The sequence below is a fragment of the Paenibacillus hemerocallicola genome, from assembly GCF_006265175.1.
Classification (GTDB): Bacteria; Bacillota; Bacilli; order Paenibacillales; family NBRC-103111; genus Paenibacillus_AB; species Paenibacillus_AB hemerocallicola.
On sequence record NZ_VDCQ01000009.1, the window covers coordinates 113,889 to 135,672 of the forward strand.

Consider the following 21,784-nt stretch of genomic DNA (forward strand, 5'->3'; position numbering starts at 1 on the left):
CGCTCTCCGGGCTCCGGGCTGCCGGAGAATTCCTCCTTTTGCGCATGCAGGATAGGTTCTCATCGCATAATTCAGCTTGTCCAATGCTAGCCGGAGGCCGCGCTTCCTAATGATCGGACGTTCGCGAAGTCGCGCCGGTTCAAACGACGGCGCTTCGTCTCTTGAAATCGACGTCCCGGTAGTAGGCGTCCGCGACGAGCAAATTCGGACCGCAGCAAGCCGCAGCGTCGCAGTGGCAATTGACCATCAGGTTGAGCGGGTGCTCCAGCCATCTTTGGAAAATGGCGTCGAACGGGTCGTTCGCCATATTGCCTAGCGCGGATAAATCCGCGAAATCCGTCACGAAAATATCGCCGCTGAACAAATTGACGTTCAGCCGGTTGCGCCCGTCCGGATCGTTGCGGACGGTCACGTTAAGCTCGCGCCTCAACCGCCGGACAAGCTCCAGATCGGCCTGGGCGGAGCTGCAGGCGAAAAAGGGCAGCGTTCCGAACAGCATCCACATATCGGGATCTCTGCTGTCCAGCAGGCGATGGATGGAGACGCGTATTTGGTCCAGCGTCAGCTGCGGCAAGCCTGCGGCGAACGCGCTCGGATACATCGGGTGCACCTCGTGGCGCTTGCAGCCCATCTCGCCGATCAGCCGATGAATATCGGCGATTTTGTCATGCGTCCGGAAATTGAGCATCGATTCGGCGGATACGAACATGCCGCCCCTGCTAAGCTCCGAGGCGTTCCGGATCATCCGCTCGTACATGCCCGCGGCCGTCTCCCGTCCGACCGGATGGCCGGCGTGGACGAATCCGACCTGATGAAAATCGTCGGCGCCGGTGTAATTGAACGAAATGTGCATGACGTCCAAATAGGGCGCCATCATCTCGTACCGGGACAAATCGAGCGTCACGTTCGAATTGATCTGCGTCCGCACTCCCCGTTCCCTGGCATATTTGAGCAGAGGAACGATGTAGTCCTTGACCGTTTTAAGCTGATAGGAGGGCTCGCCCCCGGTAATGCTTATCGTTTCCAGCGTCTCGACCTCGTCCAGCCGCTTCAGCACGTCGGCAAGCGGAACGCGAGCGCCCTCGGTCATCGTCAGCGCATCCCCGACCGCGCAATGCTCGCAGCGCATATTGCATAAATTCGTCACGGTAAATTCCACGCTCGTCAAAACGTGACGTCCATACTGCCGCAGCGATCGGATCGGATCCCATGGATCGTATTCCGGGGACAGCGGCTGCAGAGCCACGAACGGTTCATTAAGTCTCATTTGGTCTTTCCCCACCTGACTGTTCCTTATCTTTCCCATTTTACCCGAAAGACGTGCAAAAAGAAAACCCCGGCCGGCCGCGCAGTCATTCGCGGTCTCGGTCGGGGCGCGTCTTACGTCTCAAATCGGCTGCACCACGTTCACGTCGCCGACGCCGATCACGACCAATGTCAAATGCTTGGACATGTCGATCTCGTACGGATCGTGAAGCGGTTGTCCGTCCGCATCCTCCAAAATCCGTACGACCGGCCGTTGCGGAGATTGGCTGTTTACATCGACGACCACACCCGTTTCACCGGAATTGAGCGTGATCGTCGCACCCAGCGGATAGATAGCCACCTTGTCGCGGAAATGCTCCACCTTGCTTTTCTCATACAACGAATCGACGCCGGTATACAGCACTTCCATCGCCTGATGAGGCAGCATCGCCGCACGGTAAGCCCGGTTCGAAGTCATCGCGTCGTATGAGTCCACGAGTCCGATCCATTTCGCGAAATCGTGAATCTCCTCGCCGCGAATGCCCCTCGGATATCCGCTGCCGTCCATCCGCTCATGATGCTGCAGGGCGCAATGCGCCGACAGCAGGGGGATGTTGGGCTCGTCCTTGAGCAGCCTGTAGCCGAACTCCGCGTGCTGCTTCATCTCCTCGAATTCCGATTCGAGCAGCTTTCCCGGCTTCTGCAAAATGTCCAGCGGTATTTTCGTCTTGCCGATATCGTGCAGCAGTGCGCCCAGTCCGAGAACGGCCAAATCGTTCTGCGAATAGCCGTTGGAGAGGCCCAGCATCGTCGCATAGATGCATACGTTGAGCGAATGCTGGTACAAATAATGGTCCGTTACGCTCATATCCGTCAGCATGATCATCGCGCTCGGGTTCCGGCTCAAGTCCTCGATAATCATCGTGAGCGCTTCCTTGAACGCCTTGCCCATAAACGGCTGGTTGACCGTGCGGCGCGGCGTCGAATCCATCATGATCCGCTTGAAATGCGAGCGGATCGTCCCCATCGCCAGCCGCCTCGTCTCCTCGCGGATCGGATCCCGCACCACTACGTCGTCCGTTCGCGGATCTTCGATATACAGATGGGGTATGCCGTATTTGCCCAGACGCTGGATCATTCCTTGAGACAGTTCCACATGATCGGCCAACAGCACGAAGCCTTCTTCGTTGAACACCTTTTTCGCCAGCCGCATGCCCGGGCGGCACAGATCCATCGGTACTAATCTCATTCTCGTCCCACGCTTCTCCATCATTTTCTAAATTCGTTACTAATACTGTATAGGATATATAGAAAAAGAGCAACAAAAAACATCACCGTTCGACAATGTTACACTACGAATAATTTAGTCCTTTAGACCTACCAAAGCCTACTCAGAGCGTATTGGAGACAGCGTGCCCGTGTCGGCTCAGAATCCTACCGTATACATATAAATCAGCACTACCGCGGCCAATGCAAAACGGTAATAGGAAAAGTAAGTCAGCTTCAGCTTGCCCACAAGCTTGATGAAGGTGACGACGGCTACGAGAGCGACGACAAAGGAGACGATAAACCCGACGGCCAAAAAGCCGATATCGTCGGCCGTCATCGAGCCGAAGCTTTTCAGCAGCTCGTATCCGGTAGCGGCGCACATGACCGGAATGGCGATCAAAAACGTGAAGTCGGCGGCTGCGGCCCGGCTCGCACCGGCCAGCATCCCTGCCGCGATCGTGGAGCCGGAACGGGAGAAGCCGGGCCAGAGCGACAAGCATTGGGCGACGCCGACGAACAGTGCCTGGCGGTACGTCAACTCATCCATATCGTTTGCGGTAATACGCGGCTGCTGCTTCTCCCCGATGATCATGAACACGCCGCCCGCGACGAGGCCAATAACGACCGTCTCCGGCATGAACAGCAGCTTCACATAGTCGCGCAATACGAAGGCAAGCCCCAAGGCCGGAACGATAGCCAGCGCAATATGAAGCAGATTGATGCGCCGGGGCTTGGACCGCGCTTCCCGATCCTTCATGCCGAACAGCCTCAGCACGCGTCTCCAGTAAATGATCGCTACGGCCAATATCGCGCCGAGCTGGATGACGACCTCGAACGTCTCGGCCTTTTCTCCCGTAAATCCGATCAAATGTCCGACCAAAATCATATGGCCCGTAGACGAAACAGGCAAAAATTCCGTCAAGCCTTCCACAATACCGATAATAAAAGCAACCCATAAATCGAACATGATCGTTCCTCCCGGCGATAAATGCCAAATATGTCAAACCGTAAACCAGCGCGTGACCGAGCTGAGCCGGATCTCGTTCTCGTCGCAGAGCTGCTTCTCCAGCACGTCCCGGATAAACTCCGGCAAATAGTAGTCCACCGTCTCCCCGCGGCCGAGCGATAAGTAGCCGATGCCGAACGTGAACATGTCGATCGTCCCGACCTTGTATACGCGATGCGGCGCAAGCGGCTCCCCATTCACTTCGATAGAGCGGATTTTGCGGTAGGGCTCCGCATCGGCCGCGTACTCTACCCGAACACCCGATACACAGAGCGTCCCGAGCTCCTTGCCGCGGAATCCGAAGCCCTTGATCGTTTTGCCGATAAATTCGTCCAGCAGCGCCTCTTCCAGCGCCACCCGGATTTCCTCCCCGCGCAATCGTACGAGGCAAGGATTGATCGGTGACGGGCATATTTCCAGCAGCCTGTATTTGGTGACCGCTCCGGCCTCCAGGCCTTGCAATACTTGTCCGGCGTTCACGATGCCGATCTCCGCGTCGGTCCAGCGGCGAAGTCCGGATGCGAGCAAATTGCCGAGCCCGGATTCCGCACCCCAGTTAATTCCGATCGGTCCGGCGAGCGTCGCCACGGCCTGCTCGAGACGTTTACGGCTCGTCTCCTCCTCGTGCCGGATAAGCGACTCGAGTATGAGAGAAGGCGGGAATCCGTCCGTATCGCGGCATGCTCCGCTATGCAGGCGCAGCACTCCCGCATCCATGTCGTACCCGAACTCCAATTCCCCGACGTATCGTCCGTAACAGCCCGCCGCCGCTATATAAGTCCCTTCGTGCAGAAGCGGCTGCTCCAGCAGATGGTGGGTGTGGCTGCCGATAATGATATCGATGCCGCGGATCCGCTCGGCCATCGCCTTGTCCTGATTAATGCCCAGATGAGAGACGACGACGAGAACGTGAACCTGGGGGCGAAGCAGCTCCGTCAAGCGTCCCGCCGTTTCGATCGGATCGACTATATTCCAGCCCAACAGCGAATAGAAATCGGGATAAAAGGCCGTCAGCCCGATCACTCCCACGCGAAGCCCATTCCGGTGAAAAATCCGGAACGGCTCCATCCACTCGGGCGGCTCCCCCGTGTCGGGATCGAGCAAGTTGCCGCAAACGACCGTGTAGCCTTGCCGCTCCCCGTAAGCGAGGCCGAGCTGAGCCGGCGTCAGCGTCAAGCCTTCGTTATTGCCCGGCACGACCATGTCATACCCGGTCTCGTTAAGCACGGCGATATTGGCGAGGCCGCCGCTTCCTTCCGTCTCGGGCCGCATCCGGTCCATATGGTCGCCGCAATCGATGACGATCGGATGGCTGGCCTCATGCTTGCTCCTAAGCTGCCGGAGCGCCTCCGCGATACGGGGCATCCGTTCGAAATGGCTATGTATGTCGTTCGTATGAAGTAGGACAAGTTTTCGTTCGTCCATGCTCCGTCATCCGCTCCTTCCGCCATGTTGTTCTAATGAATCATTCGATTTTGCCCCCGGCAGTTCCTGCAAGGAGCGCGAGTCTCCCTCATTCTATGCTTTTTTTTGCCGGACATGCAAGGAAAGTGGTACACTACTACTGACGATGGAACCGCCCGGGAGGTGACCTGCAGCATGCAGCTGACTGTACGCTTATTTGCCGGATTATCGGACAAGCTCGGGGCTTCCGAAACAACCGTGCCGATGCCTTCCGGTAATGAAACCATAACCGGCGCGGCACTGAAGGAATGGTTGACGAATTCGCATCCCGAAGCGGCCGCCCTGATCCGATCTTCCTTTATCGCCAAAAATCAGGCATATGCCGCCGATGACGAGCCGCTTGCTCCGGCCGACGAAATCGCCCTTATCCCTCCGGTGTCCGGCGGACAAGGGGAAATGCCGGATGCCGCCGTCGCCAGGCACGTCATCACGTCGGAACCGCTATCGGTCGAAGAGGTGTGCGCCAAAGTGACTGATGACGAACACGGGGCTGCGATCGCCTTCGTAGGCACGACGCGCCGGACCACATACGGCCAGCGCACCGTCCTGCTGGAATACGAAGCCTATGTTCCGATGGCGCTCAGGACGATGGAGCAAATCGCCGATGAAATCGCGGCGCGATGGCCGGGCACCCGGTGTGCGATCTCCCACCGGATCGGGTCCGTACCCGTCGGGGAGACGAGCGTCGTCATCGCCGTATCGACTCCGCACCGTGCCGACTGCTACGAGGCAAGCCGCTATGCGATCGAAAGGCTGAAGCAAATCGTCCCGATATGGAAAAAGGAAGTATGGGAGGACGGCTCGGAATGGAAAGGGGCGCAAACCGGTCCCTGGAATCCGCTTGGCAGCTAGCAAAGCTGTGCCTCCGTATCGCAAGGGGCTATCCCCCGGTTCGTTTTCGACCGGAGGATAGCCCCTTTTCGCTTGCTCGACTTTCAATTGCCGCCGACAACGCTCACGTTCCCACCCGTTTGGCACTAAGGAACGTTTTCTTCCAATACGAATGGTTGATATCGGATATTTGCACGCCGTTATCCGGCGCCGGCGACGAATGGATCATTTTGTTGTTGCCCATATAAATGCCTACGTGACCGACCGTTTTATTCGTTTTAAACCGGCCCGGCACGTAGAAAAACATCAAATCCCCCTTGCGCAGCATTTTGCGGCTGACCAAGACGCCTTGACGGGCCTGCGTGCGGGCCAGGCGGGGCAGCGATATGCCTTGCTTGCCGTATACATATTGGGTAAAGGTCGAGCAGTCGAATCTGCCGGACTCCGCATATGGGGCGGCGCCGAACTTGTATTTGACTCCCTTATATCGTTGGGCGGTCGATATGAGCTTGTTCATATCGATGTTTTTCAACGCCGGGATCGCGTCTTCATAGCCGAGAGGCACTGCCCATACCGCTTTGTCCGCATACGGCAGCCCGCTGCCCGCAGCTTCCGCGGCCGTTTTGAACGGATCGTCCGGATCGTCCACGAAGCTTAGCTCGTCCACCTTCCCCTCCGGCTCGGGGGGCTGATGCATGACGGCTTTATCCATTCCGTCCGGATTCGCGCGCAGCACGATCTCGCCGCCCCGCACCTCGTAAAAAATTTCATCCGCGAACAAGTCCGGCAGCAGGTCTACCGGAATGTACAGCGCGCCGTCCGACACTCGGGGCGTTTCCGCAAGGGTTACCGCGTTTCCTTCCTTCATGGCCTCCCTGCTGCCGCCGGTCAGCTCATATTCCACATCGTTGTCGCCCATCAGCAGCTTGCCGGCGGAAGGATCCCAATCCGTTTGAAATTCGAGCAGCCCGGCGAGCTTCTGAGCGGAAATGTAGGATTTTCCGTCCAAGTCGACGAACGGAATCCGGCCATCGTCCGCGTTCAGCATGCCGACGTTCGAGCCCGACAAGGTGCCCGGCGTTCCCGGAGCCGAAGGCGCCGTCGCCTCGGGTTGCGGGGCGGACTGCCGGGATTTCCCCGTCATGCCCCCATTGATACCGCTGCAAGCGGTCGTTGCGGCAATGACTACGGCCATGAGCGAAATGGCCCAATATCGCAATTTGATGTTCATCTCGTCGCTATCTCTCCCTCGCGTAGGTGTGGATTTACTCCTGAGGATAGCTTGGGGAAGAGCGAAACGATTTATGCGAATCGCGGCCGGTCTCGGACAAGCAATAAGTGGTATATGGTTCGCCTGCGACAGCAGAAACCACTGCCGCATCATTCGCATGCAAGCAGGAGACGGGTCGATAGGCGTGATAACACGTTGCTTGATATATAGCGGAGCTGGGTTCCGTTATCGTCTCGAATTTCGTTGCACTCCTGAATATAACGACACAGGCTTCCGCTATTTCGATCTCTCGGGTGGAATGATGGGGGGATCTGTGGAATAGAGGAATGGTTTTCCGTTATTGTACGGACTGCGCTGCTTTTCGGGTCCATAACATACGCCGGTTCCGCTATTGGACGGATATGCGGTTCTCGCGGGTGCCGGCTAAGGCGGCAACTCTTCACCGAGCATGCGAGGCATGTCCTTCTTTATGTGAATAATGCTGTGTAGAAAAAAAACGTGCCCAAGCGACTCGGGCACGCAAGCGTGAAAGTCGCTGTGGACACGTTTGGTTGTTGATTAACCGATCGAGCCTTCCATCTCCATCTTGATCAGACGGTTCATCTCGACGGCGTACTCCATCGGCAGCTCTTTCGTGAACGGCTCGATGAAGCCCATGACGATCATCTGCGTCGCTTCCGCTTCGCTCAAGCCCCGGCTCATCAAGTAGAAGAGCTGATCCTCGGACACCTTGGAGACGGTCGCTTCATGCTCGAGCGTAATGTTGTCGTTCATGATTTCGTTGTACGGAATCGTATCCGACGTCGATTCGTTGTCGAGAATGAGCGTATCGCATTTGATGTTGGCCTTGGAGCCTTCCGAGTTGCGTCCGAACGAGGCGAGACCGCGGTACGTCACTTTGCCGCCGTGCTTGCTGATCGACTTGGACACGATCGTGGACGTCGTATCGGGAGCGAGGTGAATCATTTTGGCCCCCGCATCCTGATGCTGCCCTTTGCCTGCAACGGCAATGGAGAGCACCATGCCTTTCGCTCCGCGGCCTTTCAGGATGACGGCCGGGTATTTCATCGTCAGCTTGGAGCCGATGTTGCCGTCGACCCATTCCATCGTCGCGTTTTCTTCGGCTACCGCGCGTTTCGTGACGAGGTTGTAAATGTTCGGCGCCCAGTTCTGGATCGTCGTGTAGCGGACGCGCGCATTTTTCTTGCAGATGATTTCCACGACCGCGCTGTGCAGCGAGTTCGTGCTGTAGATCGGAGCCGTACAACCTTCCACGTAGTGGACAAAGCTGTCTTCGTCGGCGATGATAAGCGTCCGCTCGAATTGGCCCATGTTCTCCGAGTTGATCCGGAAGTACGCCTGCAGCGGAATTTCGCATTTCACGCCTTTCGGCACGTAAATGAAGCTTCCGCCCGACCAAACGGCGCTGTTGAGTGCCGCGAATTTGTTATCCGTAATCGGAACGATCGTAGAGAAGTATTCCTTGAAAATTTCCGGATGCTCGCGCAGCGCCGTGTCGGTGTCGGTAAAAATGACGCCCTGCTTCTCCAGATCTTCCTGCATGCTGTGATAGACCACTTCGGACTCGTATTGCGCGGATACGCCAGCCAAAAACTTTTGCTCCGCTTCCGGAATACCGAGCTTGTCGAACGTGTTCTTGATTTCCTGCGGTACTTCCTCCCACGTCTTGCCTTGCTTCTCGGAAGGCTTGACGTAGTACGTAATATCGTTGAAATCGAGATCGTCGAGATCGCCTCCCCAGCGGGGAAGAGTCATCTTGTTGAACTGCTCCAGCGATTTCAGGCGGAAGTCGAGCATCCATTGCGGTTCGTTCTTCATCCGCGAAATTTCCGTGACGATATCGGGCGTCAGCCCTTTCGCCGAACGAAATATGTTCTGGTGCTCGTCGCGAAAGCCGTATTTATATTCTTCCATTTCCGGCATTTGCTTTGCCATTGTGATTCCCTCCTCGTTTCATTCGAATACGTGCTCGGGTTTATAACTTATCCGATGCTGTTAAAAAAGTCCTCGGTATTCTTCAACGCGGCCGCAAGTCGTGCCACATCGTCCTCCGTGTTGTACAGATAGAAGCTGGCCCGGGCGGTCGCGTTCACGTTCAGCCACCTCATCAGCGGCTGGCAGCAATGATGGCCGGCCCGGATGGCGATGCCCTCCTGGTCGATAACCGTAGCCACGTCGTGCGCGTGAATGTCCTTCAGGTTGAACGTTACGATCCCGGTCCGGTTGTCCCGCGGACCGTAGATGGTCAGCCCTTCGATCTGCGACAGCTGCTCGTAGGCGAGTTTGGCCAAATACTCGTCATGGGCATGTATGCGGTCCATGCCGATTTCCGTCAAGAAATCGATGGCGGCTCCCAGTCCTACCGCCCCCGCTATGATCGGAGTGCCTCCCTCGAACCGTTCCGGCGGATCCTTGAAGGTGGATTCGTACAAGTCGACACGGTCGATCATCTCGCCGCCGAACTCGATCGGGTCCATCTTCTCGAGCAGCTCCTTCTTGCCATAGAGTGCCCCGATTCCGGTCGGGCCGCACATTTTGTGGCCCGATAAAGCGTAGAAGTCGCAGTCGAGCCGCTGCACGTCGACTTTCAGGTGCGGGGTGCTTTGCGCCCCGTCCACCAGCAATCGCGCGCCGTGCCGGTGCGCGATTGCCGCGATTTCCTTGATCGGATTCATTACGCCGAGCACATTGGACACGTACGTTACGGCAACTATCTTCGTACGGTCTGTAATCGTGTTTTCCGCGTCATCCAGCGTGATCGTACCGTCCGGTTGAAGCGGGATATATTTCAGCGTGGCGCCGGTCGCCTTGGCGACCTGCTGCCACGGAATGAGATTGCTGTGGTGCTCCATCGGGGTAATGACGATTTCATCGCCCTCCCGGCAAACGGAGCGCGCGTAGCTGGAAGCGACCAAGTTGATCGCCGTCGTCGTACCGCGCGTGAAAATAATCTCCTCGCGGTGCTTCGCGTTAATAAAGGCGGCGACTTTGTCGCGGGCGCCCTCGTAAGCGTCGGTAGCGCGGGAGCCCAGCGTATGGACGCCGCGGTGCACATTGGCATGATCGTTCTCGTAATATCGCTTGATCGCTTCGATTACGGATCTCGGCTTCTGCGAGCTCGCGCCGCTATCCAGATAGACGAGCGGATGACCGTTTACTTCCTGATGAAGAATCGGAAACTGTTCGCGAATTTCGGCTCCGAGATTGCTCATTGCTCAAGCTTCCTTTCAACAAGCGACTGAAGCTGCTTTTTTACGTTTTCGAGCGGCACTTCGTTGATGACCGGCGCGAGGAACCCGTATACGACCAGCTTGTGCGCATCGGCCCTGGTTATGCCGCGCGACATCAGGTAATGCATGTGCTCCGGGTTGACTTGGCCGACGCTCGCGGCGTGGCCCGCCTTGACGTCGTCCTCGTCGATCAGCAGGATCGGGTTGGCGTCGCCGCGCGCTTTCGGGCTCAGCATGAGCACCCGCTCGGTCTGCTGGCCGTTGGCGCCCGTCGCTCTTTTCTCGATCTTCGTAATCCCGTTGATGATCGCGGTCGCTTCGTCCTTCATGACGGCGCGCGTAATCATGTCGCTCGGCGTGTTTTTGCCGAAATGGGTGGCGCGGGTCGTCAGGTTCAGCTTCTGGTCGCTCTTCCCGACGGAAATGATTTTGGCGTCGGAGCTCGATCCGTTTCCTTTCAATACCGAGTCCGTATCGGCCATCGCGTTGCCGCTGTTCAATTCGCCTACGATCCATTCTATGCGAGCGTCATTCTCCAAGATTGCGCGGCGGTAAGTGATGCCGGTAGAGCCTGCGCCCAAGTTTTGCACCGTGGCGAACTGAACGCGTGCGCCCGGCTTCGCGATGACCTCGACGACGCCGTTATGCACGAACTGCTTGCCGTCCTCCGACAAATAGTTGTCGACATAGGTGACGGAGCTGTGCGATTCGGCGACGATCAGCACGTGCGGCGCGAAAGTCGCGTCGGAATCGTCGGAGAAGAAGATCGCCTGAAGCGGCAGCTTCACCTCGACGTTTTTCGGCACATACACGAACACTCCGCCGTTCCACAGCGCCGCATGAAGCGCGGTCAACCGGTTCTCGTCCGGCTTGACGACGGACATGAAATGCTTTTGCACCAGGTCGCCGTGCTCCTTGGCCGCGGTCTCCAGATCGGTGAAGATGACGCCCTGTCCGGCAAGCTCGTCGGACAAATGCTTCCACACGGCACCGGAGTCGCGCTGCACGATCAGGTTCTCCGTCGATTCGCCGAGGAGCGACTTCGCCGCTTCCGGCAGCTCTTCCAGCTTTTGCAGCGGGGAAGGCGATTTATAGGATCCGTAGGCATCCAGGCTCCAACGGTCGATTCTCGTTTTTTCCAATTTTGGCAGTTCCAACGAACCGGCCAATTCCAAAGCTTTCAAGCGGAGTTCGGTCAACCATGAAGGCTCGTTCCGGCTTTTGGACAAGTCAGCTACGGAATTGCGGTCGATTGGAAGAACGGTTTGAGAGCTCATTTTCATTCCTCCAGTAGTTTAGTCCCCAATAAGGGAGCCTCGTTTTGTCAATCAGTTTTGTCCGACCGTTTCGTCTACGATGCCAAGCTCTTCCTTGATCCAATCGTAGCCTTCCGCTTCGAGCTTCTCCGCGAGCTCCGGTCCGCCCGATTTCACGATGCGTCCTTGCATCATGACGTGGACGTAATCCGGCTTGATATAGTCGAGCAAGCGTTGATAGTGCGTGATGATCAGGAAGCCCCGATCCTCGCTGCGCATCGCGTTAACGCCTGCGGCGACGATTTTGAGCGCGTCGATGTCGAGACCGGAATCGATTTCGTCCAAAATGACGATTTTCGGATCGAGCAGCATCATTTGCAAAATCTCGTTCCGTTTTTTCTCCCCGCCGGAAAATCCTTCGTTCAAATAACGGTGGGCGAACTCCGGATTCATGTCGAGCTCTTTCATCTTGCCTTCCATTTGGCGGATAAACTTGATAAGCGAGATTTCGTTGCCTTCGCCGCGGCGCGCATTGATGGCGCTGCGCAGGAAATCGGCGTTGGTCACGCCGGGAATTTCGCTAGGATATTGCATCGCGAGGAACAAGCCCGCGCGTGCGCGCTCGTCCACGCCCATCTCCAGCACGTCTTCTCCGTTGAGCGTTACGGCTCCGTCGGTTACTTCATATTTTGGATGACCCATGAGGGCCGATGCGAGCGTACTTTTCCCGGTACCGTTAGGTCCCATGATGGCGTGTATTTCGCCGCCGTTGATTTCCAATTGGATGCCTTTCAAAATTTCTTTGTCCTCGATCGACGCCTTCAAGCCGTCAATGGTGAATTTTGGTGCAGTTGACATTTATGCTTCCCTCCGACTGTTTTCTTTTCCTGCATGTAGTTCCAATGAGAGAGCCCTGTCCGCGAAAGAAATATCCGGACGTTCGGCCCTCGCGATTAATTTAGAATCATTATAACATGATTTTCAATAAAATATTGAAATCCGTGTAATTTGATTCTCATTGATTCTCAACAATTAATATTATTATAAACGTTCCACAAAAATCAATAAAGGGCAATTCGGCATATTTGTTAAACATTTATATTTAGTAAGTAACAAAAGCTTTTACCGATCCCGCATTTCAAGGGCGAGCGACAGTCGATGCCAGTTGGCTCCTCCGGCAAAATCGCCACGACAGGCCTCAACCGACCAGCAAACGCTCGATTTGCTTCACGAGCTGTCCGAACCGTTCATCGTCGACCGCCGGCTTCATCCCGCCGGGTGTAAAATCTCCTTCGAGCCGCAGCCACGATTTGCAGCCGGAATACGATTCCAATATCGGCATCCGTACCGGGACATCAAGCTTGTACACCCGTAGAAGCAGCACATGAAGAGGCTTCTGCCGCTTCCATTTCAACCGTTCCTCCGCGAAACGGTCGGTCCATATATGAAAGTCGCGGATCCGGTCCAGCTGCTCCTGGCTCGTCACCTCGATATCCGCGGCCACCTCGGCGAAGCATGCGATATCCGCCAGGTCTGCCTCCGGATTCCAGCCTTCCAGCGTCTCCGCGAGAGCAGGCTGCGCTTCTTCCTTCAGAAGCTCCCGCTTCTGGTGCTCATAGGTCGGGTATAGCCAAAATGAAGGACTTTCCAGCCGAAATTCCTTTGTTTCCTCGACGATGCCGCCTTTGCGCATCAGCACGATCTGACGTCCTTCCGCCAGCGCCCGGATGGCTACCGCCCATTCCTTTAACGCAATCGGTTCCTTGCTCATTTCGAACACCTCCGTCGTACCCCATTATACGATTTGCAGGGAAAACAAAGCAAACGGAGGCCGCATAAATACGGGAGAAAAACCGACCCTATACATGGATGTCCTCATCCGTCCACTCCCGAACGCGAAAGAAGGTGAACCGTATGAGAGAAGGCTTGATCCCTACCGTGCTCGGTACAGCCGTAACCGCCTCAGGCGTTGCCCTCAGCCGCAAATATCCGGCCGTCGGCATCGGGATCGCTGGCTTCGGCCTCGCCCATATCGTGCTGGGGGCGATCGATTTGGTCGAACACCGGCGCAGCCCGAGAGATGTGCATTGAATGCAGCGCTAGCAGGAAAAAGAAAGAAAGAGGGTGCATGTTCGCCCTCTTTCTTTTTTGTCCAAAAGCCATGCCGTTAAATCAATGCGCCCAAAATAGCTAGCCAAGCGCAGCTTCCAGCATCCATACGTGCTTCTCGAGCGAAGTTTGAACGCTTGTCATCATATCCGCCGACGTATGGTCGCCCGCTTCTTCCGCCAAATCGATCGCTTTGCGCATTTCCCCGATCATCGTCTGGAAATCCTTCACGATCGTCTTGACCATCTGGTCGGCGCTTTCGTCGCCATTGGCTTCCTTGATGGAAGACTCGGCCAGCATTTCCTTCATCGTGGCGATCGGCCTGCCTTTAATGGACAGCACGCGTTCGGCCAGCTCGTCAATCCGCAGATCGGCTTCCTTATAAAGCTCCTCGAATTTTTCGTGAAGCGTAAAAAACTGTTTGCCTTTCACGAACCAATGGAAGTTGTGGATTTTGACGTACAGCACGCCCCAGTTGGCGATCTGCTTGTTGATCGTTTCCACTACGGATTTCGTTTCGGTTGCGGTTGCCATAAGCCGTTCCTCCTTATAGATAACATCTAAACGTTCATACAACTAAAGTACCCGCAAAACGCGGATTTGAATCGCTTATCGGATATATTGTGGCTATTCGGCACGCTCGCTATGTGCCGCTTCGCAGCTTTTCGAATAACCACTATTCTGGTTGGCTAACTTGGTATTCCCCCGACTCCCAATATCGCTTATACTAAGGAAAGAGTTTGATCATTTACGGAGGTGCGTTATGACGCAGTATCACCCGCTTACCGAACAGGAGGCCATCGAATACGCCAAGACGATTCCCGGCTTGTTTAAAGACGGCGCGGCCTTGTCGTCCCGCGAAATCGGGGACGGCAACCTGAACCTCGTGTTCCATATTTCCGATCCGTCCTCCGGGGCGAGCATTATTTTGAAGCAGGCGCTCCCTTACGCGAAAGTAGTCGGCGAATCGTGGCCGCTGTCGCTCGACCGCGCGCGCATCGAAAGCGAGGCGCTGCAAATCGAGGGCGGGCTGTGCCCGGACCTCGTCCCCCGCGTATATAAGTACGATCCGGATTTGGCCTTAACGGTCATGGAGGACTTGAGCGATCATATCATTATGCGAAAAGGGCTGATCGAGCGCCGCGTCTATCCGGAGTTCGCCGCCCATATCGGCCGCTTCCTGGCTCAAACGTTGTTCTTCACGTCCGATCTCGGCATGAACCAGCAGGACAAAAAAGTACGTCTGCAGCAATTTATCAATCCGGACTTGTGCAAAATAACCGAAGATCTGATCTTCGATCATCCTTATACCGATGCGGACACGAACAGCTTCGACGAAGCGATCCGGGACGAAGTCGAGACGATCTGGAGCGACACGGAGCTCCATCTGGAAGTCGCCAGACTGAGGCACGGCTTCCTGACGAACGCCCAGGCTCTGCTGCACGGCGATTTGCATACCGGCAGCATATTCGTCACCGAGAAGTCGACGAAAGTGATCGATCCCGAGTTCGCCTACTACGGACCGATGGGCTTCGACATCGGCGCGGTTATCGCCAACCTGCTGCTGAATTACGCCGGTCAGGAGGGCTGGAGCCCGGATGCCGAGAGCCGCTCCGAGTACAGGAACTACTTGCTGGAAACGGCCAAGGACGTATGGTCGACGTTCGAGCTGCAGTTCCGCGCGTTGTGGAATGAGAGCAACGTGGACCGCATCTCCCGCACCGAAGGGTTTCAATCGATCTACGTGGAGCAGTTGCTTCGCGATACGATCGGTTATGCCGGGTGCAAAATCGTTCGCCGCGTCATCGGCTTGGCGCACGTCGCCGACATCGATAAGATCGAGGATGCTTCCGCCAAGGAACGCGCGCAAAGGCTGGCGCTGTCTATCGGCAAAGCGCTTATCAAACATCACCGCCAAGCGGCTTCCTTCGACGAGGTAATCGACATCGCGACGAACGAAACCCGCTGACGGCTGCAAAGGAGATTCGCATTGATGGAACATACGATAAATGGACAACCGACGGCCGACGCGTCCGGTCAGCCGCTGCAACCGGTCATCTGGGCGGGAGATCGGCTCGATCTGCTGGACCAGCGGCTGCTGCCGGAACAAATCGTGTACTTGCCGCTGACGACGGCGGAGGATGTCTGGGAAGGGATCCGGCATCTGAAAGTCCGGGGCGCCCCCGCAATCGGTATTGCCGCCGCCTTCGGCGTCTATCTCGGCATACGCGGCGTAGAGGGGGACACGGCCAAAGTGCTGGCCGAAGTAAACCGGCAGGCGGGATACTTGGCTACGTCCCGGCCGACGGCGGTAAATCTGTTCTGGGCGCTGGATCGGATGAAGGCGAGGGCGGAAGCGCTCGCCGGCGGCGGAGAAGCGGCGGACGCCGAAGCGCTGAAGGCGGCCATGCTGGCCGAAGCGAAGCAAATCCAGGCGGAAGACGAGGAAACGAACCGCCTGATCGGCGAGCATGCGCTCACTTTGCTGCAGGACGGATTCGGGGTATTGACCCATTGCAACGCCGGCGGACTGGCGACGTCCAAGTACGGAACCGCGCTGGCTCCGCTCTATCTGGCCAAAGAACGCGGCTGGGACGTGAATGTATTCGCCGACGAGACGCGCCCGGTATTGCAGGGCTCCCGGCTGACCGCCTTCGAGCTGCAGCAGGCGGGGATCGACGTTACGCTGATCTGCGACAATATGGCGGGAATGGTCATGTCGAAAGGATGGGTGCAGGCGGTCATCGTCGGCACCGACCGGGTGGCCGCCAACGGCGATGTCGCCAATAAAATCGGAACGTACAGCGTCGCCGTCTTGGCGAAAGCGCACGGTATCCCCTTCTACGTGGCATGCCCCATGTCCACGATCGATTTGGGCACGCCGACAGGCGCCGAAATTCCGATCGAGGAGCGGAGCGAGGACGAAGTCACGCAAGGGTTCGGCAAACGAACCGCCCCTCACGGCGTCAAAGTGTACAATCCCGCGTTCGACGTGACGCCGAACGAGTACGTGACGGCGATAATTACGGAGAAGGGCGTTGTAACCGCTCCTTACGGGGATCATTTGAGGAAGTTGTTTGGGTGAGAAGGAACGATTAAAGATAGTCGAAAAAAAGCCCAAAACTTCCATGCTTATGGAGGTTTTGGGCTTACCTATTCCAAGTTTTGCAAGATCAACGATGAGTCATTCGTAGATAGCTTTTTTTCATAGTAGGATCGTCGCCTTTCCGGTTGACACTCGCCAGAATATCTGACCTTTTGCAAGAATCAACGGCTATCTGCTGCAAAATTTTCACAATATCCAGTTGAATCTGTAAATCTGCCATACGCCCAACTCACTCCATCTTGACCGATTGTACTCTAGATTAAGTCCGAGCAGGATGAAAAAGATAACGATACAATATGTATATATTTCTATATTATGATACATTTCGAATCTTTTCAAGAGTCGATTGCAACTGCCGAATAATGTCGTTTATTCTGCTCTCTCTCACTTTTTCCAATTTTCCCGACAAAATAAGGGCCCCACTTCGTTAGATTAAGTACATGCGCCGCAACCATCGAACATCCAACGCATCCAAAAAACAGTAACGACGCCGTTAGCCAGCCGGTCAGGCGCAACATTTGAAGCGGGATGATCATCATCGCCAAAAATAAAGGGTGAAGCAAATAAATTCCAAACGAGTATCGGCTTATACCGACCAAAATGGAAGGGACCTTTTTTACTCTCGATACGATGTAACAAATGAGAAAAATGACGCTAATTGTAAAAAACAACATATCGATTCGTTTGGAAGATACATGCTCGATCCATCCGTACTGCAACGCAAGCCAACACAAAGCCGCTGTTGCTGGAACGGCGAGCAAGCTCCAATGGCCGTATTTCCTTAGAATCTCTTTGAATGCTTCATATCGGGTACCGCAGTAGTAGGCCACTACATAATAGAGAAGCCAGCCCGGGAACGGAATCCAGTAAAATTTTGCCCATATATACTGCATCACGGGATGTTCGGGAGAGGGAATAAAATTGAAGAATCCGAGGTAAGTTATGTTGATCGCGAAAGAGATCAATACGACCGAAAGGGGCGAGTATATCGAATCAAATTTTCTCATCAAAGAATGTAGAGCGTAAAACTGAAATATGATCAAAATGAAATAACCGTGATAATCTCCGATAAGCACATGCCGCCACAAATATGTGACCAGCGTCCCCAGAACGAATTCTCCGCTCTCGGCCCAACTCTGTACGGATTTCATAACAGCATAAAACGCACCGAATAAAAAGTAGGGGGCCAAAATGTATTTGATCCGTTTCTCCCAAAAAGATCGGTCGACAGCCTCTCGGTACGATCTGGCCAATATCATTTCGGAAATAAACACGAAGGCTGGAGTACCGAACGTCAGAAGAAGTTCAAAAAAATTGCCCAGAAAACTACTCTCGGGAAAAGCTCTGTTCGTACTGTTGCGGAATACGAGGCAAAGACACGCAATGCTGCGCAAAGCAAACATTTCGGGAATTAGTTTTCTTTCCATATTCTCCCCCCATTTCGGTATCGAAAACTAACCCGGTTGAATTCATCCAACCGGGCGTTAAAATATGCATTTGCATTATGGCACTCTGCTCGCGGACATCATTAACGTTTTTGTTGCATTGGCAGGGTGGCGGTATAGGGGGAAATAGTCTTGGTCTGGCAACATTTCGAGATGACGCACCAACGTTTTGTAGACGCCCGGAAGATGTATTTTCCTTCCGATTATATAATCCAGTGTAGCCGACTCATTAAAGGTCTTTTTAAACTTAAATAAATTGTCATTGCCGTTGTACCCCCCGCCAAGATGCAAGTAATGGTATCCTTGCGACTTTGCCCATTTAATCGCCTCGCTAATTAATAGATTAACGGGTGCAAGAGGAAGAAAATCTTTGTTGGCTCCCATAAGGTGGTAGTGGACGTATTTGTTATAATGCATGAACAGAGCGGAAACTATTACTTTTTCCCCGTACTTCACCTCTATCAAGCGAATGTTTCCGGCCAAAAAATTGGCCGTATTGCGGAAAAAGCTTTCACAAAAATAATAGTAGGATGTCGCCTGCTTTTTATCCATTGTCGTATAGTACAATCTGATCAATTCATCCATTTCCAGCGCATCGGAATGGACAACGTTCAATCCGGCCTTATGTGCTCTCCGAATACGATTGCGGTTATCGGGCTTGAAATTTTTGTTGATCTCTTCTTCCGTTTGGGATAAGTCTATGTAGATTGTGTTTTTGGAATAAACGGGATTCACGGCTCTATAGTCCTGATCATTTTGCAGAAACGGATGGAAACGGACAAATTCGCTGACAATATTATGCTCCCTGCAGTATCGCCCGAACGTTTCCGAGAAACCTTCGAACAATTTTTCTCGTATATCCGGATCATGAGCGTTGCACAGTGGCCCTCCGTATCCATAGGGAGTAATAATATCGTACAGTTGTTCACTAATTGCCAACGGCTTAATCCATGGCAAATCGTTTATAGTTCTCAGCAAATAAGGATAACAAATAAAGCAGTCCCCGTCCGTATAAACGAATAATTGGGCTTTGCCTTCGCCGTTCTCCTCGTAGATTTTGCAGTATTCGGGAGTGAAATATATATCCGCATTATGAATTTGCCCGAGATATGCATTCCATTCTTCCCGAGAATCTGCGTCCACTATAGAATAACCCATAAGCTGCTACCCCTCCGATAATGACATTTCTCCCAGTCCCTTGTTGTTACTGCCAGCGCTTAAATAAATCCGCCCTTCTCTAGTCTCTATATAGGCCGGCTCCTGGCCCGGGAATTGGAATGCCCTTACCACTCTCCATAACTGCTCTTCCCTCGTTTCCGGGACAACTCTCTTCCATGCCATCACTTCTTTTTTGGTGTAGGTTTTGGATGTGCGGCCCGTGGACGATAACAACATTTCTTGCGATTCCCCATGGATGTCGCCGCGTATAATGGCATTCAATTTTGTTTGGATCAGTTCCAATCCGATCCGATTACTGCGAACGAATAAATCGTATACCGTGTCCTCCGAGGTAATCGGAAAGCGTTCTACTGCGAGAATATTGCCCGAATCGATTCCCGTATCCATCCAATGCAGACTAGTACCGTAATAATCCCTATTCTCGATAATGGCCATGGCGTCCGTCATCGATCCTCTCATTTCCGGTAGAGGCGCTCCGTGTAAGTTGATAACCCCCATAGAGAAGCGGTCCAAGTGAGATTGTTTCAAGATTTGATGAAATCTTACGCTAAGCCCAAGATCAGCCTGTATGGTCAGCACATCTTCCATTGTGAGAATCGGAATTCCATATTGGGTTGCTGCAGGCAGCATATCCCGATCGCCGACCGCTTCGCGCCATTTCGTCATGGGCGCCTTGCTGCAAACGACACCCTTAATTTCAAATGATGGCTGAGACATCAGCCATTCCAAGCAATCCACCGCAACACCAAGTGAACCGAATAGTATAACCGAAGTTTTGTTATCGGTATGATCCTTCAATGCTCGTCGCTCCCTTTAGAGATGAGTTGGGCATGTTCGCTCTTTCCGAGTCCAAGTCCGGTAACCGCCCTTCCGTAACTTCGACGTAATCCTCCTTGCGATATACTTTGACTATCGTTTTCAAGATGATATCGATATCTAGCGCAAGTGACCGGGATTCTGTATAGAGCGAGTCCAATTCAAGCCGTTCATTCCAAGCCATGTGGGTTCTCCCCGCGATTTGGGCGAGACCGGTAATTCCCGGTTTCACCAGAAAACGCTTCTTTTCCCTTTCGTTGAAATATGGCAAATATCTCATCAGTAGCGGTCTTGGTCCGACTAAGCTCATATTTCCCTTCAATACGTTAAAGAGCTGCGGCAGCTCGTCGATGCTATGCCTCCTCAGCCAAGCCCCCACCGGAGTAAGCCGCACTTCGTCACTCAACATATTTCCATGCCAATCCCTGTCATTGGTCATAGTCCGGAATTTGTATATCCAGAACGGCTTCATGTCGAGTCCCGGACGTTCCTGTTTAAAAATAATAGGTGACCCTATTTTCGCTTTGACCAGAATGGCTGCAGCTGCAATAATGGGAAGAGTCAGAACCAGCAGGGCAAGCGAAAGAACGATGTCGGCAAGCCGCTTTACAATCATAAGAACACTCCTGTCCAGAGCGATATTGATTTCCGTCATCCGGATCGAATGTGCGGATTCTCAACGGGCAACCGATACATGCTTATCCAGAACGAATTGCAGATATCCCAGAATATCGTCCTTCAATTCCTTACGCTGCAAAGAAAAATCGACTGTGGCTTTAATAAACCCGAGTTTGTCCCCCACATCGTAGCGATTGCCTGAAAAATGATAGGCCAACACCTGTTCATTCTGATTTAAACGTTTAATAGCATCCGTCAGTTGAATTTCTCCACCGGCTCCGGGCTCTTGTTTTTCGAGAAAGTCAAATATGGACGGAGAAAGGACATACCGCCCCATGATGGCATAGGTCGAAGGAGCCTCGTGTAAAGCAGGCTTCTCAACGAAGCTTTCCACCGGTATCACGTTCGATTCCATCTCGATTCCGGACGGCTTGATAATACCGTACTTATTTACATCTTTCTCAGGTACGCTCTGAACGCCGACTACCGATGCTTGATATCGCTGAAATACATCCAGCAACTGCTTTAGACAAGGCGTATCCGACAAAATAACGTCATCGCCAAGTAGAACGGCAAACGGCTCCGAACCGATGAACGCTCGAGCGCTCCAAATTGCATGCCCAAGACCTAACGGCTCTTTTTGCCGAATGTAGTGGATATTGCCCATATCCGCTATCATTCTGATCTCTTCCAAGTCGTCCCATTTGCCTTTTTTGAACAAAGCCTCTTCCAACTCGAACGATTTATCGAAGTGATCCTCGATCGCTCTTTTGCCTCTTCCGCTTACGATCATGATATCTTCGATGCCCGAAGCGACCGCTTCTTCCACGATGTACTGAATTGTAGGCTTATCCACAATAGGCAGCATTTCCTTAGGCTGAGCCTTGGTTGCGGGCAAAAATCGGGTGCCTAATCCAGCCGCAGGTATTATCGCTTTCTTCACTTTCATCAAATCGTT

General features: G+C 54.0%; 20 protein-coding genes. 4 read left to right on the forward strand and 16 right to left on the reverse strand.

Annotated elements, in window-relative coordinates; genetic code table 11:
- Positions 1–139 precede the first annotated feature (139 nt).
- The 4 genes from yfkAB to FE784_RS08955 all read right to left on the reverse strand — a co-directional run bounded on the left by yfkAB (position 140) and on the right by FE784_RS08955 (position 4,945).
- Positions 140–1,267: a radical SAM/CxCxxxxC motif protein YfkAB gene (gene yfkAB / locus FE784_RS08940; RefSeq protein WP_139601807.1), complete on the reverse strand. Its 1,128-nt coding sequence runs from the start codon at positions 1,265–1,267 to the stop codon at positions 140–142.
- 120 nt (positions 1,268–1,387) lie between these two features.
- The gene (locus FE784_RS08945) at positions 1,388–2,494 is read right to left on the reverse strand and encodes an HD-GYP domain-containing protein (RefSeq protein WP_139601809.1); all 1,107 of its coding nucleotides are present in this window, start codon (positions 2,492–2,494) and stop codon (positions 1,388–1,390) included.
- Positions 2,495–2,671: 177 nt separating this feature from the next.
- Entirely contained in the window at positions 2,672–3,481 is an 810-nt protein-coding gene (locus tag FE784_RS08950; protein WP_139601812.1) for an undecaprenyl-diphosphate phosphatase, read from the reverse strand.
- 33 nt (positions 3,482–3,514) lie between these two features.
- The gene (locus FE784_RS08955) at positions 3,515–4,945 is read right to left on the reverse strand and encodes a bifunctional metallophosphatase/5'-nucleotidase (protein ID WP_139601814.1); all 1,431 of its coding nucleotides are present in this window, start codon (positions 4,943–4,945) and stop codon (positions 3,515–3,517) included.
- A gap of 174 nt (positions 4,946–5,119) precedes the next feature.
- Between FE784_RS08955 and FE784_RS08960 the strand changes: the two genes are divergently transcribed.
- Entirely contained in the window at positions 5,120–5,836 is a 717-nt protein-coding gene (locus tag FE784_RS08960; RefSeq protein WP_139601816.1) for a molybdenum cofactor biosynthesis protein, read from the forward strand.
- 103 nt (positions 5,837–5,939) lie between these two features.
- Here the strand turns inward: FE784_RS08960 and FE784_RS08965 are convergent, their stop codons facing one another.
- From FE784_RS08965 to FE784_RS08990, 6 genes are all read right to left on the reverse strand, one after another.
- A complete protein-coding gene (locus FE784_RS08965) occupies positions 5,940–7,046 on the reverse strand; it encodes a C40 family peptidase (RefSeq protein ID WP_176706067.1) in 1,107 nt (368 codons plus the stop codon).
- A 558-nt stretch (positions 7,047–7,604) separates the two neighbouring features.
- Positions 7,605–9,002: a Fe-S cluster assembly protein SufB gene (gene sufB / locus FE784_RS08970; protein ID WP_139601820.1), complete on the reverse strand. Its 1,398-nt coding sequence runs from the start codon at positions 9,000–9,002 to the stop codon at positions 7,605–7,607.
- Between the two features lie 47 nt (positions 9,003–9,049).
- Entirely contained in the window at positions 9,050–10,279 is a 1,230-nt protein-coding gene (locus tag FE784_RS08975) for a cysteine desulfurase (protein WP_139601821.1), read from the reverse strand.
- On the reverse strand, positions 10,276–11,574 hold the full coding sequence (gene sufD, locus FE784_RS08980) for a Fe-S cluster assembly protein SufD (RefSeq protein ID WP_139601823.1): 1,299 nt from the start codon (positions 11,572–11,574) through the stop codon (positions 10,276–10,278). The genes FE784_RS08975 and sufD overlap by 4 nt, the downstream gene beginning before the upstream one ends.
- Positions 11,575–11,625: 51 nt before the next feature.
- A complete protein-coding gene (gene sufC / locus FE784_RS08985; protein WP_139601824.1) occupies positions 11,626–12,411 on the reverse strand; it encodes a Fe-S cluster assembly ATPase SufC in 786 nt (261 codons plus the stop codon).
- Between the two features lie 340 nt (positions 12,412–12,751).
- Positions 12,752–13,324 (reverse strand): DUF1802 family protein, encoded by a 573-nt coding sequence (locus FE784_RS08990; RefSeq protein ID WP_139601826.1) that lies wholly within the window; start codon positions 13,322–13,324, stop codon positions 12,752–12,754.
- A 143-nt stretch (positions 13,325–13,467) separates the two neighbouring features.
- On the opposite strand from FE784_RS08990, the gene FE784_RS08995 reads away from it, so the two are divergent.
- Positions 13,468–13,644, forward strand: a complete 177-nt coding sequence (locus tag FE784_RS08995) for an asparagine synthase (protein WP_139601828.1) — start codon at positions 13,468–13,470, stop codon at positions 13,642–13,644.
- Positions 13,645–13,743: 99 nt separating this feature from the next.
- Here FE784_RS08995 and FE784_RS09000 read toward each other — a convergent pair whose 3' ends face one another.
- Positions 13,744–14,196, reverse strand: coding sequence for a Dps family protein (locus FE784_RS09000; protein ID WP_139601830.1), 453 nt, complete (start codon positions 14,194–14,196; stop codon positions 13,744–13,746).
- Positions 14,197–14,425: 229 nt separating this feature from the next.
- Between FE784_RS09000 and mtnK the strand changes: the two genes are divergently transcribed.
- Together mtnK and mtnA are read left to right on the forward strand one after the other, a co-directional pair.
- Positions 14,426–15,631, forward strand: coding sequence for an S-methyl-5-thioribose kinase (gene mtnK / locus FE784_RS09005; RefSeq protein WP_139601831.1), 1,206 nt, complete (start codon positions 14,426–14,428; stop codon positions 15,629–15,631).
- Between the two features lie 24 nt (positions 15,632–15,655).
- Complete coding sequence (gene mtnA, locus FE784_RS09010) at positions 15,656–16,747, forward strand: S-methyl-5-thioribose-1-phosphate isomerase (protein ID WP_139601833.1); 1,092 nt, start codon at positions 15,656–15,658, stop codon at positions 16,745–16,747.
- A gap of 356 nt (positions 16,748–17,103) precedes the next feature.
- Here the strand turns inward: mtnA and FE784_RS09015 are convergent, their stop codons facing one another.
- From FE784_RS09015 to galU, 5 genes are all read right to left on the reverse strand, one after another.
- The gene (locus FE784_RS09015; RefSeq protein WP_139601835.1) at positions 17,104–18,195 is read right to left on the reverse strand and encodes an acyltransferase family protein; all 1,092 of its coding nucleotides are present in this window, start codon (positions 18,193–18,195) and stop codon (positions 17,104–17,106) included.
- Between the two features lie 75 nt (positions 18,196–18,270).
- The gene (locus tag FE784_RS09020) at positions 18,271–19,371 is read right to left on the reverse strand and encodes a lipid II:glycine glycyltransferase FemX (protein ID WP_139601837.1); all 1,101 of its coding nucleotides are present in this window, start codon (positions 19,369–19,371) and stop codon (positions 18,271–18,273) included.
- 6 nt (positions 19,372–19,377) lie between these two features.
- Entirely contained in the window at positions 19,378–20,190 is an 813-nt protein-coding gene (locus FE784_RS09025; protein WP_246131963.1) for a formyl transferase, read from the reverse strand.
- Complete coding sequence (locus tag FE784_RS09030; RefSeq protein WP_139601839.1) at positions 20,171–20,824, reverse strand: sugar transferase; 654 nt, start codon at positions 20,822–20,824, stop codon at positions 20,171–20,173. The genes FE784_RS09025 and FE784_RS09030 overlap by 20 nt, the downstream gene beginning before the upstream one ends.
- Before the next feature lie 60 nt (positions 20,825–20,884).
- Positions 20,885–21,775 (reverse strand): UTP--glucose-1-phosphate uridylyltransferase GalU, encoded by an 891-nt coding sequence (gene galU / locus FE784_RS09035; protein WP_139601841.1) that lies wholly within the window; start codon positions 21,773–21,775, stop codon positions 20,885–20,887.
- Positions 21,776–21,784: the final 9 nt, after the last annotated feature.